13 protein-coding genes are annotated in these 13710 nt (G+C 70.8%); 6 read left to right on the forward strand and 7 right to left on the reverse strand.

The genetic code is table 11. The features are described 5' to 3' along the window. The first annotated feature begins 25 nt into the window (after positions 1-25). From mutL to H6927_13985, 6 genes are all read left to right on the forward strand, one after another. Entirely contained in the window at positions 26-1843 is a 1818-nt protein-coding gene (mutL, locus tag H6927_13960) for a DNA mismatch repair endonuclease MutL (protein ID MCP5219203.1), read from the forward strand. Beyond that, the gene (gene miaA, locus H6927_13965; protein MCP5219204.1) at positions 1818-2831 is read left to right on the forward strand and encodes a tRNA (adenosine(37)-N6)-dimethylallyltransferase MiaA; all 1014 of its coding nucleotides are present in this window, start codon (positions 1818-1820) and stop codon (positions 2829-2831) included. Before mutL ends, miaA begins: the two co-directional genes overlap by 26 nt. An 82-nt stretch (positions 2832-2913) precedes the next feature. After that, positions 2914-3918: an AraC family transcriptional regulator gene (locus H6927_13970; GenBank protein MCP5219205.1), complete on the forward strand. Its 1005-nt coding sequence runs from the start codon at positions 2914-2916 to the stop codon at positions 3916-3918. Between the two features lie 359 nt (positions 3919-4277). After that, entirely contained in the window at positions 4278-5579 is a 1302-nt protein-coding gene (locus tag H6927_13975; protein MCP5219206.1) for a prolyl oligopeptidase family serine peptidase, read from the forward strand. Between the two features lie 2 nt (positions 5580-5581). After that, a complete protein-coding gene (locus tag H6927_13980) occupies positions 5582-7183 on the forward strand; it encodes a serine hydrolase (protein MCP5219207.1) in 1602 nt (533 codons plus the stop codon). A 46-nt stretch (positions 7184-7229) separates the two neighbouring features. Further along, positions 7230-9239, forward strand: coding sequence for a cellulase family glycosylhydrolase (locus tag H6927_13985; protein ID MCP5219208.1), 2010 nt, complete (start codon positions 7230-7232; stop codon positions 9237-9239). 70 nt (positions 9240-9309) lie between these two features. Here H6927_13985 and H6927_13990 read toward each other — a convergent pair whose 3' ends face one another. The 7 genes from H6927_13990 to tolB all read right to left on the reverse strand — a co-directional run bounded on the left by H6927_13990 (position 9310) and on the right by tolB (position 13550). Then, positions 9310-9762 carry a 50S ribosomal protein L9 gene (locus H6927_13990; GenBank protein ID MCP5219209.1) on the reverse strand — a complete coding sequence of 151 codons (453 nt, stop codon included), beginning with the start codon at positions 9760-9762 and terminating at the stop codon, positions 9310-9312. 15 nt (positions 9763-9777) lie between these two features. Continuing rightward, complete coding sequence (locus tag H6927_13995) at positions 9778-10059, reverse strand: 30S ribosomal protein S18 (protein ID MCP5219210.1); 282 nt, start codon at positions 10057-10059, stop codon at positions 9778-9780. After that, positions 10060-10368: a primosomal replication protein N gene (gene priB, locus H6927_14000; protein MCP5219211.1), complete on the reverse strand. Its 309-nt coding sequence runs from the start codon at positions 10366-10368 to the stop codon at positions 10060-10062. Between the two features lie 28 nt (positions 10369-10396). Then, complete coding sequence (gene rpsF / locus H6927_14005; protein ID MCP5219212.1) at positions 10397-10762, reverse strand: 30S ribosomal protein S6; 366 nt, start codon at positions 10760-10762, stop codon at positions 10397-10399. Positions 10763-10880: 118 nt separating this feature from the next. After that, positions 10881-11666: a tol-pal system protein YbgF gene (ybgF, locus tag H6927_14010; protein MCP5219213.1), complete on the reverse strand. Its 786-nt coding sequence runs from the start codon at positions 11664-11666 to the stop codon at positions 10881-10883. Positions 11667-11668: 2 nt separating this feature from the next. Then, positions 11669-12208, reverse strand: coding sequence for a peptidoglycan-associated lipoprotein Pal (gene pal / locus H6927_14015; GenBank protein MCP5219214.1), 540 nt, complete (start codon positions 12206-12208; stop codon positions 11669-11671). 40 nt (positions 12209-12248) lie between these two features. Beyond that, positions 12249-13550: a Tol-Pal system protein TolB gene (tolB, locus tag H6927_14020; GenBank protein MCP5219215.1), complete on the reverse strand. Its 1302-nt coding sequence runs from the start codon at positions 13548-13550 to the stop codon at positions 12249-12251. Positions 13551-13710 lie beyond the last annotated feature (160 nt).

Consider the following 13710-nt stretch of genomic DNA (forward strand, 5'->3'; position numbering starts at 1 on the left):
CGGCAAGGCTTTCTAGAATGCCGGGATGCTTTCCGCCCCCCTCCCCCGCCCCATCCGCCCCCTGCCCGACGAGCTGATCAGCCAGATCGCCGCCGGCGAGGTGGTGGAGCGCCCCGCCTCGGTCGTGCGCGAGCTGCTGGACAATGCGCTGGACGCGGGCGCCACGCAGATCACCCTGCGCCTGTCGGCCGGCGGCGTGCGCCTGATCGCGGTGGAGGACGACGGCCAGGGCATCGCGCCCGCCGACCTGCCGCTGGCCCTCAAGCGCCACGCCACCAGCAAGATCGGCAGCCTGGCCGAGCTCGAATCGGTGGGCACCATGGGCTTTCGCGGCGAGGCGCTGGCGGCCATCGGCTCGATTGCCGAAACCACCCTGCTCACCCGCACCGCCGGGCAGGCCCAGGCGCAGCTGCTGGATGCGCGCACCGGCGAAATCACCCCCGCCGCCCGCAGCCGGGGCACCACGGTCGAGGTCAAGGAGCTGTTCTTCAGCGTGCCGGCGCGGCGCAAGTTCCTGAAGAGCGACGCCACCGAGCTGGCGCACTGCGTCGAGGCCGTGCGCCGCCACGCGCTGGCGCGCCCCGCGGTGGGCTTCGCCGTCTGGCACGAAGGCAAGCTGATCGAGCAGTGGCGCGTGCAGGCCGGCGACGATGCGCTGGAGCGCCGCGTGGCCGACGTGCTGGGCGAGGATTTCCTGGCCGACTCGGTGGCCATCGACCACCGGCTGGGCCCCGTGCGCGTCACCGGCCGCGCCGGCGTGCCCGACATCGCGCGCTCGCGCGCCGACCAGCAGTTCGCCTACGTCAACGGCCGCTTCGTGCGCGACAAGGTCATCGTCCACGCCGCCCGCGCCGCCTACGAGGACGTGCTGCACGGCCAGCGCCAGCCGGTGTACGTGCTGCACATCGCCATCGACCCGGCGCGCGTGGACGTCAACGTGCACCCGACCAAGATCGAGGTGCGCTTTCGCGACGGGCGCGAGGTGCACCAGGCCGTGCGCCACGCCATCGAAAACGCCCTGGCCGCGCCGCGCGCCGCGCGGCTGGCCGAGTCCGCGCTGGCCACGGCGACGGCGCCGTCCGAGGCTTTCAATTTCAAGCCTTTTGGGTCTCCAGCCCCCGTGCAACAAGCCCAATCAGCTATTCATTTCGAAGCGCTTCCGGACCACGTGGTGCGGGAGCTGCAGGCCCTGTGGCAGCCTGGCTCGGCAAGCGGCTCCGCCCCAGCCCCTGCAGCGACCGAGGCCGAGGCCGCGCCCGACTGGCCCCTGGGCCGCGCCGTGGCGCAGCTGCACGGCATCTACATCCTGGCCGAAAACCGCGCCGGCCTGATCGTGGTGGACATGCACGCCGCGCACGAGCGCATCGTCTACGAGCGGCTCAAGCAGCAGCTCGACAGCGCCCGCATCGCCAGCCAGCCGCTGCTGATCCCGGCCACCTTCGCCGCCACGCCCACCGAGGTGGCCACGGCCGAGGGCGCGGCCGCCGCGCTGCGGCAGCTCGGACTGGAGATCACGCCCTTCTCGCCCAAGACCCTGGCCGTGCGCGCCGTGCCCACCAGCCTGGCCGCGGGCGACGCGGTGGAGCTGGCGCGCAGCGTGCTGGCCGAGCTGAGCCAGCACGAGGCCGCCACCGTGGTGCAGCGCGCCCAACACGAGCTGCTGGCCACCATGGCCTGCCACGGCGCGGTGCGCGCCAACCGCCGCCTGACGCTGGACGAGATGAACGCCCTGCTGCGCCAGATGGAGGCCACCGAGCGCAGCGACCAGTGCAACCACGGCCGCCCCACGTGGCGCCAGCTCAGCCTGCGCGAGCTGGATGGACTGTTCCTGCGTGGCCGCTGACATCGCCCCGCCCACGATCCAGGCGCTGTGCCTGGCCGGCCCCACGGCCAGCGGCAAGAGCGCGCTGGCGCTGGCGCTGGCCGAGCGGGTGCCGGTGGAAATCATCAGCGTCGACTCGGCCCTGGTCTATCGCGGCCTGGACATCGGCACCGCCAAGCCCACGCCGGCCGAGCGCGCGGCCGTGCCGCACCACCTGATCGACATCCGTGAGCCGACCGAAACCTACAGCGCCGCCGATTTCGCGCGCGACGCCACGCGCCTGGTGACCGAGATCCGGGCGCGCGGGCGCCTGCCGCTGCTGGTGGGCGGCACCCTGCTGTACTTCAAGGCCTTGCTGGAAGGCCTGGACGAGCTGCCGCCCGCCGACGCGGCCGTGCGCCGGCGACTGGACGAACGCGCCCGCCAGCACGGCTGGCCCGCGCTGCACGCCGAACTGGCGCGCGTGGACCCGCAGGCGGCCGCCCGCCTGCCCGCCACCGACAGCCAGCGCATCCAGCGCGCGCTGGAGGTGTGGCAGCTCACGGGTCGACCGCTGTCCAGCTTTCACACTACAAAAACAAGAGCTGCCGGCGCTGATCAGACGGGCGCCATGCCTCTTTTTTCCTTGGAGCCCACCGATCGCGCCGCGCTGCAGCAGCGCATCGCCCAACGCTTCGACGCCATGCTGGCGGCCGGCTTGCTGGAGGAGGTCGAGGCCTTGCGCGCGCGCAGCAACCTGACGCCCGATCTGCCCGCCCTGCGCTGCGTGGGCTACCGCCAGGCCTGGCAGGCGCTGGACGAAGGCTGGCCGATCGCCACCCTGCGCGAGCGCGGCATCATCGCCACGCGCCAGCTCGCCAAGCGGCAGCTGACCTGGCTGCGCAGCCTGCCCGGGCGGCGCGTGCTGCCCACCGACGACGCGCACCCGGCCCAGGCCCAGGCCTGGGCCGCGCCGCTGGCCGCCTGGCTGCAGGGCCGGGCCAGCCAGCCCGGCCACGCGCCCGCCTGATCGGTCGCCCGGCCGGCCCGGCTCGGCCCCGGGCCGCGCAGTCCAATACGAAAGTATCGAGTTGTATCTAAAATCGGAGGCCATGTCGCCTCCACCGCCGCCCGCCTGTGCCCTGGAGCACTGGGACTCCAGCGAACTCGCTCCCGCCGAGCGGCTGGCGTATTGGCACGACGTGGCGCACAACTGGGTCGACGTGCAGCCCCTGTCGCCAGGCGAGTCGCTACAGGCCTCGTGGTCGCTGCTGCGCGGCGCCGACTGCTTCTTCGGCACCAAGCAGTCCAGCGCCTACGAGATGCGCACCGCCGCACGCCACGTGCCGCCGGGCGAGGACATGGTGGTGATCTCGCTGCTGCAGTCGGGCGAGATGCGCCTGAACGCCGCGCCCGGCGAGCACCAGCACGCCACCGCCGGCACGCTGGGCCTGTACGTGCCCTACCAGGACGCCTGCTACCGCTGGGGCCCCGGCGCGCGCCAGACCTACGTCGCCCTCACGCGCCGCGAGGTGGCCGCCGCCCTGGGGCGCGAGCCGACCAACATGGCCATCGCCCTGGCGCAATGCGCGCTGGCGCCGCTGCTGGCCAGCCAGCTCAGCCACCTGGCGCTGCTGGCGCGCCAGCCCGACCGACTGGACGAGTACGAATACGCCGGCCTGCTGGACGCCACGCGCGCCCTGACCCTGCTGACGCTGCGCAACCTGGGCCGCCAGGGGCAAAACGTGGATCGGCCCGACGACGCCGCCGACCCCCAGCATCGGGGCCGCCACGCGGCCGCGCTGCGCTTCATGCAGCAGCACGCCCACCGGCACGACCTGCACGCCGACACCATCGCCCACGGCGCCGGCTGCTCGCGCACCCGGCTGTACGAAGCCTTCGCCGCGCGCGGCGAGACGGTGATGGGCACCCTGCGCGAGCTCCGGCTGCAGCGCGCCCGCGCCCTCATCGAGCAAAGCAGCCGCCTGAACGTCGGCGCCCTGTCCTGGCGCTGCGGCTTTGCCGACCCCTCGGGCTTCAGCAAGCTGTTTCGCGCGCGCTTCGGCCTGGCGCCCACCGAATGGCACCAGCAGGCGCGGGCCGCCACCCGGCGCTGATCCGCCGGGCGGCGCGGACCGGGCATGCCGAGCATCATCCAGGCCCAATCGAGCTCCATCGCCCTTTAGCCAAACGCGTCCAGCTCTTCTTTTGATAGCTACCCAGCCCAGGCCCGGCGCCGCGCCAACGCCGGGCCGCGAAATCATAGAGACCCCGCCTCGTCTCCCACGAGCGACATCTTGGGTGATGGCGTCCCGAGTTGGGTTCAGGCGTCCGGCCCACCTGTGCCACACCGCCATCTGCCGGCATGCTGGCTACCCGAACGTCCGGCTGAACCCAACCTTCGGCTCCTTGCATGCCCATGCCCCGATCCTTCACGACCCAGCCACCCACCGGCCTGCCCCGGCGGCGCGGCTTCATCGCCGCGGCCGCGTCCGGCCTGGCCCTGCCCGTGCTGGCGCAGGCCAGCCCCAGCGCCGACCCCAAACCCACCCAGGGCCTGGAGCGCAGCCGCACCCGCGTGGCCGGCTTCGCCGACGCCGAGATGGACTACCAGCTGCTGCGCCAGCTGGGCACGGCGCGCTATGGCGGCGCCTCGGTCGGCGAATGCCTGGCCCTCGCCCAGCGCATCCAGAACGGCGACCCGGCCAGCTGGATCGCCCAGTTCGCCGCCGCCGGCGCGCGCCAGCAGGCCGACGCCCAGGCCCGCGCGCAACGCGGCCACGCGCAGAGCGCGCGCGACCAGTACCTGGTGGCCTGCAACAGCTTTCGCGCCGCCGAGTACTACAGCGGCGTGCTCGACCCGCAGCACGCCCAACTGGGCCTGCAAAGCCGCGACTGCTTTGCCGCCGCCATGCGCGCGCACGGCGCACCGTTCGAGGCCTTCACGCTGCCCTGGGGCGACACGCCGCTGCCGGCCTACTACTTTCGCAACCCGCAGGCGGGCGCGCGCGCCGGCAAGACGCTGCTCGTCATCAGCGGCTACGACGGCACGCTGGAGGAAACCTGGCTGGCCTACGGCCGCGCGGCGCTGGAGCGCGGCTACCACCTGATGCTGCTGACCGGCCCCGGACAGATGGACACGCTGCGCTTTCACCCGCGCCTGGCCTTCGTCCCCGAGTACGAGCGCATCGGCAAGCTGGCGCTCGACCACGTGCTGGCGCGCCCCGGCACCGACGCGCGCCGCGTGGCGCTGATGGGCATCAGCTACGGCGGCTACTTCGCCTCGCGCATCGCCGCGCACGAGCCGCGCCTGCGCGCGCTGATCGCCAACTCGCCCATCGTCGACCTGCACGCCTACATGGTGTCGTTTGCCGGCTTCGATCCGGCCGAGATGCCCGACGCGCAGGACATCCACCTGGACGACATCGACCACATCCCGCCCAGCGAGTTGCCGGCGCAAACGCGCGAGATGATGCGCAACCTGATGCTGCGCCTGGGCCAGGACAGCTTCAAGCAGGCCTATCGGCGCCTGCGCCAGTTCCGCGTCGATGACGCGGGCCTGGCGCGCATCCGCTGCCCCGCCCTGGCCCTGGTCGGCAGCGGCGAAGGGGCCGAACCCTTGGCGCAATACCGCCATTTCCTGAAGACCGTGGCCGGCCCCGTATCGGGCCACGTGTTCAGCGCCGAGGAAGGCGCCGACGGCCACTGCCAGGTCGCCAACCTGGCCTATTCGGCGGCCGTATCGATGGACTGGCTGGACGAGACCTTCGCGGCATGACGATGCACCACCCCCTCCTCGCACCGCTGCGCGCCGGCCTCGGCGCCGCCTGCCTGCTTGTCGCCCTCAGCGCCTGCGGCGGCGGCGACGGCGACGCGCCACCGGCCCCCAACGCCGACACGGTGAAGCAGGCCACGGCCCTGCTGGGCACGCTGGTGCCGCAGTGGCTGGCGCGCACGGGCGTGCCGGGCGCGGCGGTGTCGGTGGTGTTCGAGGGCAAGACGGTGTACGCCAAGGGCTTCGGCCTGCGGCGCGTGGACGAGGCCGCGCCGGTGGACGCCGACACGGTGTTTCAGCTCGCGTCGGTGTCCAAGCCCGTGGGCGCCACCGTGATGGCGGCGCACATGCCGGGTGCGGACGGTGCATCTGGCGCAGCAGGCGTGCCCGCCATCGACTGGAACACGCCCATCCAGCGCCTGCTGCCGGACTTTCGGCTGGCCTACCCCGACCCGGCGGACAACGCGCGCCTGACGCTGGGCGACCTGTACGCCCACCGCAGCGGCCTGCCCGACCACGCGGGCGACGTGCTGGAAGACATGGGCTACGGGCGCGCCGACATCCTGCAGCGCCTGCGCGATGCGGCGCTCAAACCCTACGGCGGCTACGACTACACCAACTTCGGCCTCACCGCCGCGGCGCAGGCCATGGCGCAGGCGCAGGGCACGGACTGGGCCACACTGTCCGAGCAGTCGTTGTACCGCCCGCTGGGCATGGCCCACACCAGCTCGCGCCATGCCGACTACGCGGCGCAGGCCAACCGCGCCTGGGGCCATGTGCAGGAGGACGTCAGCTACGCCAGCTACGGCGCCCAGCCCGCACGCTACGTCGTGCAGCAGCCCCCGCGCCAACCCGACGCGCAATCGCCCGCCGGCAGCGTCAGCTCATCGGTGGCCGACATGGCGCAATGGATGAAGCTGGTGCTGGCGCAAGGTCAGTGGCAGGGGCACGCGCTGGCCAGCCCTGCCGCCCTGCAGGCAGCCATGACGGCACGCCCGGGGGGCAACTACGGCTACGGTTTCAACGTGGGGACCGACCCCATGGGCCACGCCAGCGTCTCGCACTCCGGCGCCTTCGTGATGGGGGCCGCCACCAGCTTCATCCTGTGGCCGCAGGCCCGGCTGGGCATCACGGTGCTGACCAACGCCCAGCCGCGCGGCCTGCCCGAGGCCATCGCGCTGGCCTTCGGCGCGCAGGCCTGGGGCGGCACGGCGCCCCCCACCGACTGGCTGGCCTTCATGCAGGACAAGCTGCATGGCCTGTACCTGCCCGCGGGCCGATTCGCCGGCCTGCCGCCGCCGGCCGCGCCCAAGCCGGCCCAGCCGCTATCCAGCTACGCGGCGCGCTACCGCAATGCCTACTTCGGCGACGCCCAGGTCACGCCCAATGCCACGGGCGACGCGCTGGAGCTCACCATCGGCCCGGCGGCCGCACGCTACCCGCTGCGTCACTGGGACGGCGACGTCTTCGTCTTCACGCCACGCGGTGAAAGCGCGGCGCCCGGCTCGGTGTCGGCCGTCACGTTCGCGCCCGGTCAGATGCAGATCGAGCTGTACAGCGAAGACCTCGCGCACGGGCTGTTCCAGCGCGTTGCCGGGCCGCCGTGACCCCGAACGATTTTCAACACCAACAACAAGCCACGAGGAGCCCTCCATGAAACTGCTTCAACTCCTGCTCGTCGCGCTGGCGCTGCTGCTGGCCGGCTGCGGCGGCGACGACGGCAACACGGCCGACAACGGCGACCCGACCCAGCGCATCTACGTGCTGGCCGCGGCCAGCGGCAGCGCGGGTGCCGCCGGCGCGGGCCAGGACGTCACCGTCACGCTGAGCGGGGTCGAGCCCGAGGTCGACTGGTACAGCGACCGGCCCGAACGGCTCACCGGCGACGCCAGGACGCAGGCCTTCATCGACGCCGACTGGCGGCGCGTGTACGGCGACGTCGCGCCCAACGCCCTGCTGCAGTTCCACATGGCCGGCGGCGTGCACGCGCTGTTCGGCAGCGTGCGCGACATGGTCTACGACGGCAGCGCCCGCAGCCTGCGCCTGACCCTGCGCGTGAGCCGGGCGTCGGACGCGCTCGGCGCCCCGGCCGGCGGCTTCACCCGCCCGGTGCTCACCCTGCTGAACAACCTCGAGCCGCCTGCCGAAGGCTCCAGCTTTGCGCTGGCGGCCACGCGCACTTCGCTGGCCAAGGACAGCAATGGCAACTGGCGGCTGGAGCTGGAGGGCACCGACCCGAACGTTCTGTGGATGAACAACGCGCCGGCGCGCAGCGCCGACGTCGAGAGCCTGGGCCAGTTCGTCAACCTGTGGCCCGAGCGCTTCAGCCAGGTGCTGCCCAACGCGTCGGTGGCGGGCGACCCCGGCGACGGCGACTACGACATCATGCCGCTGACCCTGTCCGACCCACGCTACGACGCCGCCAGCGGCCGCCTGAGCTTCGCCGCCACGCTGCTGGCCGGCCCCGGCGTGCCGGACGCCGGCACCGTGCTCGGCAACGCCGTGCTGTTCGTCGACGCCGGCGCCCGCGGCATCCCCTCCGAGGTGTTCGCGCAGACCTGGCGCGGCGTGGCGTACTCGGCCATTCCGGCCAAGTTCCTCGCCCCGCCGACGGGCGCCTTCTTTGACTCCGACACCACCGCCGATGCCTTCCAGGCCCTGTGGGGCAGCAAGAACGGCTGCGGGCGCAACGACCTGGAAGCGATGGCCGCGCAAGGCATCAACCTGGTGCGGTTGTACGACTACAACTACCAGCGCGGCTCCAAGGATTGGGAAACGGGGGGCAACGGCCACATCGCCTTCCTGGACAAGGCACAGGCGCTCGGCATCAAGGTCATCATCCCGGTGTCCAACTACAACTTCAAGAACCAGGATGGGCCGAAGAACCGCCCCTGGGACAAGATCGAGAACACCGTCACCCAGATCGTGGCCAGCGTCAAGAAGAACGGCGCCATCCACCCGGCCGTGCACTCCTTCAGCATCGGCAACGAACTGGACCTGAACCAGGACGGCGAGACCTGGGCCACCCTGATTCCCAAGGCCGTGCGGGTGGCCAACCTGCTCCACAAGCTGGCCCCCGACCACTACATGACGGTGCCGATCAGCAACGGCGACGAGAAGAAGTTCTACAACCTCCTGCGCGAGCAGCTGCCGGCCGAGTTGTACCAGAACCGCTTCTACAACTCGGTGCAGACCTTCAAGCTCAAGAACGGGGACGACCTGAAGAACAACATCCTGCAGGCCTACGACGACCTGAAGCTGGGCGTGCCGCTGGTGATCACCGAGCTGGGCACCAACAGCCTGGCCATCGGCTCGGTGGACGCCAAGGTGGATGCCGTGGTCGGCCAGGCCAGCGCCGTGCGCGAGTACATGGACGCCAACCCGCAGTCGCTGGTCAAGGGCTTCGCCATCTTCGAATGGCAAAACGCCAACTGGAAGCGCGACAACAAGCCCGACAACACCGAGAGCACCTTCGGCATCCACGCCTACGACGGCACGCTGTGCCAGTCCAAGACCGGTGAGTTCGGCATGTGGAACGCCAAGGAGAACTACTGGGCCTCCTTCCACGGCGACGAAACCTACGACGTCGACAAGCTGGCCCCGCTGACCAGCACGGCCCACCCCGAGGGGCTGCTGGCGGCGCTGTCGAAGTACTTCAAGTAAAAGCCCTTCGAGCCGCAAAAAAACAGCCGCCCGAGGGCGGCTGTTTGCTTCGCTTGGGTCGCTCGCCCGGTCAGGCAGTCTCGCCGTAGACCGAGACGGTGATCTCGGCGTCCACGTCGGTGTGCAGGGACACGGCCACCGTGGTGTCGCCGATGGTCTTGATCGGGCCGTTGGGCAGGCGGATTTGCGCCTTGTGCACGTCGAAGCCCTGCTTCTTCAGCTCGTCGGCGATGTCGTGGTTGGTGACCGAGCCGAACAGGCGGCCGTCGACGCCGGCCTTCTGCGTCAGCTTGATGGTCTGCTCGTGCAGCTTGGCGCCCAGCGCCTGGGCGGCGGCCAGCTTCTCGGCGGCGTGCTTTTCCAGCTCGGCGCGGCGGGCCTCGAACTCGGCCTTGGCGGCAGCGGTGGCGCGGCGCGCCTGGCCGGTGGGGATCAGGAAGTTGCGGGCGTAACCGTCCTTGACCTTGACCACGTCACCCAGGATGCCCAGGTTGACGACCTTGTCCAGAAGAATGACTTGCATGAATGGGCTCCTTGCTCAGACGCGGTGCTGGTCGGTGTAGGGCACCAGGGCCAGGAAGCGCGCGCGCTTGATGGCGGTGTTGAGCTGGCGCTGGTAGATGGCGCGCGTGCCGGTCAGGCGGGCGGGCACGATCTTGCCGTTCTCGCCGATGAAGTCGCGCAGGGTGTCGACGTCCTTGTAGTCGATCTCTTCGACGCCGGCGACGGTGAAGCGGCAGTAGCGCTTGCGCTTGAACAGCAGCGACTGGGTGTTGCGCTTGGGACGCTTGTCCTTGTTGAATTTCTTGAACGTGGCCATTTAAGAGGCTCCTTGAATCGAATCTTGCTGAAAATCCTGAACGTGAAGCACAACGTGCTTGCCGTGGCGGGGGCTGGCCAGAAAGCCGCTGAAGACCCAGTGCGAGCCGATGGGCTGGCGGGCCAGCCGCTCGGCCACCGTGCCCAGGGCAACGGCCTTGAGCTGCGCCTTCACCTGCCGCATCTGGCCGCCCTCTTCAATGCCGGACTCGTGCTCGAGCCGCATGTCCAGGGCCGGCAGGCCGGCAGGCGTGTGGCGCAGGGCGCCGGCTTCGGCGAGGGTGGCGCTCAGACGCAGCTGATTGGCCACCGACGCATCCACCCGCCCCCACGGGCAATCAGTTGGCGGCCTCCGCCTGCTGGGCCTTGCGCGCTTCCTCGCGCTCGACGCTCTTCATCATCGACGAGGGCGCCGTGTCGGCCTTCTTGCGCTGCACGGTCAGGTGGCGCAGCACCGCGTCGTTGAAGCGGAAGGCGTGCTCGAGCTCGCCCATCACGGCCTGGTCGGCCTCGATGTTGACGCACAGGTAGTGCGCCTTGCTCAGCTTGTTGATCTGGTAGGCCAGCTGGCGGCGGCCCCAGTCCTCGACGCGGTGGATCTTGCCGCCGCCGCTGGTGACCATGCCCTTGTAGCGCTCCAGCATGGCAGGCACCTGCTCGCTCTGATCCGGGTGGATCAGCAAAATGATCTCGTAGTGACGCATTCACACTCCTTGTGGATGGCGGGCCCGATGACCGGGCCCAAAGGGAAAGCCGCCCCCGGCGTCGAGCGGGGTGCGGCAAGGAAACCAATGATTATAGCAGCGCGCTGGCCCGCAGCGGCTACTTCAGTTTGCTGAGGCGGTCGCGCCCGGCCTGCGCGGCCTCGGACTGCGGATAGGTCTTGATCAGCGCATTGAGCGTGGCGCGGGCGCCGGCGGTGTCCTTCAGCTCGATCTGGCAGTTGGCGATCGACAGCATGGCCTCGGGCGCCTTGGCGTGCCTGGGCGCGGCCGCCAGCAGCGCGCGGAAGGTGGCGATGGCCTCCTTGTAGTTGCGCGTGGCGTACTGCGCGTTGCCCTGCCAGAACTGCGCCGACGGCACCAGGGCGCTGCCCGGGTAGCGCTTGATGAAGCTGGCAAAGCCGGTTTGCGCGCCGGCCCAGTCGCCCTTGCGGAACACCGCCAGCGCGGCGTCGTAGTCCTGCTTTTCGGCCCCGTTGTCGGCCGCCGCGCCGGCGGCGCTGGCGCCAGCCTCGGGGCTGGCGGCGGGCTGCGCCTGCTCCAGCTTGGCCAGGCGCTGCTCCACGCTTTCCTGCGTGCTGGCCTGGCGCTTTTGCAGCTCGGAGATGTCGCGCGTGAACTGCTCTTCCTGCCCGCGCAGGCGCGCCAGATCGCCCCGCAGCGACTCGATCTGCTGCTGCAGATCGAGCATGCTGCGGCGCATCTGGGTGTTCTCGTCAACCAGCCGGTTCTGGGCCGTCACGGCCTGGTCGAAGCGCTGGCGCAGGTCCAGGATGGCCTGGCGCGCCTGGTCGTCGCCAAACAGCTGCGCCTGCGCCGGCACGGCGGCCAGGCCGGCCCAGGCCAGCGCGAGCGCCCCGATGAGATGCCTGAAAGCGCCGCTCATGGTCATTGGTAGCGGAACTCGACGCGGCGGTTCTGCGCGTAGGCGTCTTCGGTGTTGCCTTCGACGGCCGGCTTTTCCTTGCCGAAGCTGACCGCCTCGATCTGGCCGTCACTGGCGCCCACCAGGGTCATCGCGCGGCGCACGGCCTCGGCGCGCTTCTGGCCCAGGGCCAGGTTGTATTCGCGGCTGCCGCGCTGGTCGGTGTTGCCCTCCAGCACCAGGCGGGCGTTGGGGTGCGCGCGCAAGAAGCGCGCATGCTGGTCGACCACCGACTGGAACTCGGGCTTGACCACGTAGCTGTCGTAGTCAAAGTAGATCACCTTGGCCACGCCCACCGGGCCGGCCTTGTCCGCCGCCGACGCGCCGGCCTGCACCTGGGTGACCGAGCTCTGGCCGGTGCCCTGCCCCTGGGCGCCGCCCGCGCCGGCGCCCGCCGCGGTGGACGAGCCTTCGGCCGGCTGGTCCAGCTTGACGTCGGAGCCGCAACCGGCCAGCACCAGGGCCGTGGCCATGGCGATCAGCATGAACAATCGTTTGAACATCAAATTTCTCCTGCAAGGGTGTGTCAAAAAATGGGATGGGCTAGCGTGTGAACGGGCCCCAGGTGGGCTCGCGCAGATCGCCGCCCTGGCCGGCCAGGCGCGCCTTGATCTTGCCGTCCACCGTGGTGGTCATCAGCGCCTCGCGCCCGCCCTGGCGCGTGGCGTAGACGATCAGCTTGCTGTTGGGCGCGAAGCTGGGGCTTTCGTCGTCGCCGGTGTCGGTGATGGCGGTGGACGTGCCGCTGGCCAGGTCCATCACGTTCAGCTTGAAGGCGCCGCCGGTGCGTGCGATGTAGGCCATCCAGCGCCCGTCGGGGCTGATGTTGGGCGAGACGTTGTAGTTGCCGCCGAAGGTCACGCGCTGGGCCGCACCGCCGCCGGCGGGCATGCGGTAGATCTGCGGCGCGCCGCCGCGGTCGCTGACGAAGTACAGGGTCTTGCCGTCGGGCGAGAACGCGGGCTCGGTGTCGATGCTTTGCGAGGACGTCAGGCGCCGCGGCTCACCGCCGCCGGCGCCGATCTGGAACAGCTGTGAGCCGCCGTCGCGCGACAGCGTGACCACCAGCGAGCGCCCGTCCGGCGCCCAGGCGGGGGCGCTGTTGGAGCCCTTGAAGTTGGCCAGCAGGCGCCGCCGGCCGGTGGCCACGTCGTGCACGTAGATGACCGGCTTGCGCGCCTCGAACGACACGTAGGCCAGCTGGCGCCCGTCGGGCGACCAGGCCGGCGAGATGATGGATTCGGGGCTGGACAGCGCGGGCTGCGCGTTTTCGCCGTCGGCGTCGGCCACCCACAGGGTGTAGCGCTTACCGTTTTGCGTGACGTAGGCGATGCGGGTGGAAAACACGCCCTTCTCGCCTGTCAGCTTCTCGTAGATGTAGTCGGCGCTCTTGTGCGCGGCCAGGCGCAAATCGGCCTGTGGCACCACGTAGCCCTGCCCGCCCAGGTCGGCGTCGCGCACCACGTCCCACAGGCGAAAGCGCACGTCCCAGCGGCCATCGGGCAGGCGCGTCACGCTGCCGCCCGCCAGCGCGTCGGCGCTGCGCTGGCGCCAGCTCGCCATGTCGGGGCGGGTGGTTTCGTCCATGCTCGCGCCGGCGGCGTCCACGCCGCGGAACTGGCCGCTGCGCTCCAGGTCGGCGCGCACGATGGCGCTGATGGCCTGGGGCGAGCCGGCTTCACCGCGAAACGGCACCAGCGCGATGGGCATCTGCGTCAGGCCGACGCCCGAGACCTCGACCCGGAACTGGGCCAGTGCCGGCAGGGCCGGTACCGCGAGCAAGGTTGCCAACAGACGGCGCCGGCAGCCGTCCGGCGCCGGGCTGAAAAAGTGTGTGAGGTTCATCAACGAGAGAGAGTGGCGGCCCGCGGCAGGCCGTGCATGGGTCCGCATGTTACACATCCGACAGGGCCGAACGTCACAAACTGTAGCGCAGACCCAAATGACCATGAGAGGGCGCGCACCGCCAATGGTTCCGGCTTCGAGCCATCCGCATCGGTCCCAC

Source organism: Burkholderiaceae bacterium, from assembly GCA_024235995.1.
Lineage (GTDB): Bacteria > Pseudomonadota > Gammaproteobacteria > Burkholderiales > Burkholderiaceae_C > Ottowia.

Excerpts from the sequence above, each read along its gene's own strand:
- mutL (MCP5219203.1), top strand. The coding sequence starts at position 26 with ATGCTTTCCGCCCCCCTCCCCCGCCCCATCCGCCCCCTGCCCGACGAG.
- miaA (MCP5219204.1), top strand. The coding sequence starts at position 1,818 with ATGGACTGTTCCTGCGTGGCCGCTGACATCGCCCCGCCCACGATCCAG.
- H6927_13970 (MCP5219205.1), top strand. The coding sequence starts at position 2,914 with ATGTCGCCTCCACCGCCGCCCGCCTGTGCCCTGGAGCACTGGGACTCC.
- H6927_13980 (MCP5219207.1), top strand. The coding sequence starts at position 5,582 with ATGCACCACCCCCTCCTCGCACCGCTGCGCGCCGGCCTCGGCGCCGCC.
- H6927_13985 (MCP5219208.1), top strand. The coding sequence starts at position 7,230 with ATGAAACTGCTTCAACTCCTGCTCGTCGCGCTGGCGCTGCTGCTGGCC.
- H6927_13990 (MCP5219209.1), bottom strand. The coding sequence starts at position 9,762 with ATGCAAGTCATTCTTCTGGACAAGGTCGTCAACCTGGGCATCCTGGGT.
- H6927_13995 (MCP5219210.1), bottom strand. The coding sequence starts at position 10,059 with ATGGCCACGTTCAAGAAATTCAACAAGGACAAGCGTCCCAAGCGCAAC.
- rpsF (MCP5219212.1), bottom strand. The coding sequence starts at position 10,762 with ATGCGTCACTACGAGATCATTTTGCTGATCCACCCGGATCAGAGCGAG.
- ybgF (MCP5219213.1), bottom strand. The coding sequence starts at position 11,666 with ATGAGCGGCGCTTTCAGGCATCTCATCGGGGCGCTCGCGCTGGCCTGG.
- pal (MCP5219214.1), bottom strand. The coding sequence starts at position 12,208 with ATGTTCAAACGATTGTTCATGCTGATCGCCATGGCCACGGCCCTGGTG.
- tolB (MCP5219215.1), bottom strand. The coding sequence starts at position 13,550 with ATGAACCTCACACACTTTTTCAGCCCGGCGCCGGACGGCTGCCGGCGC.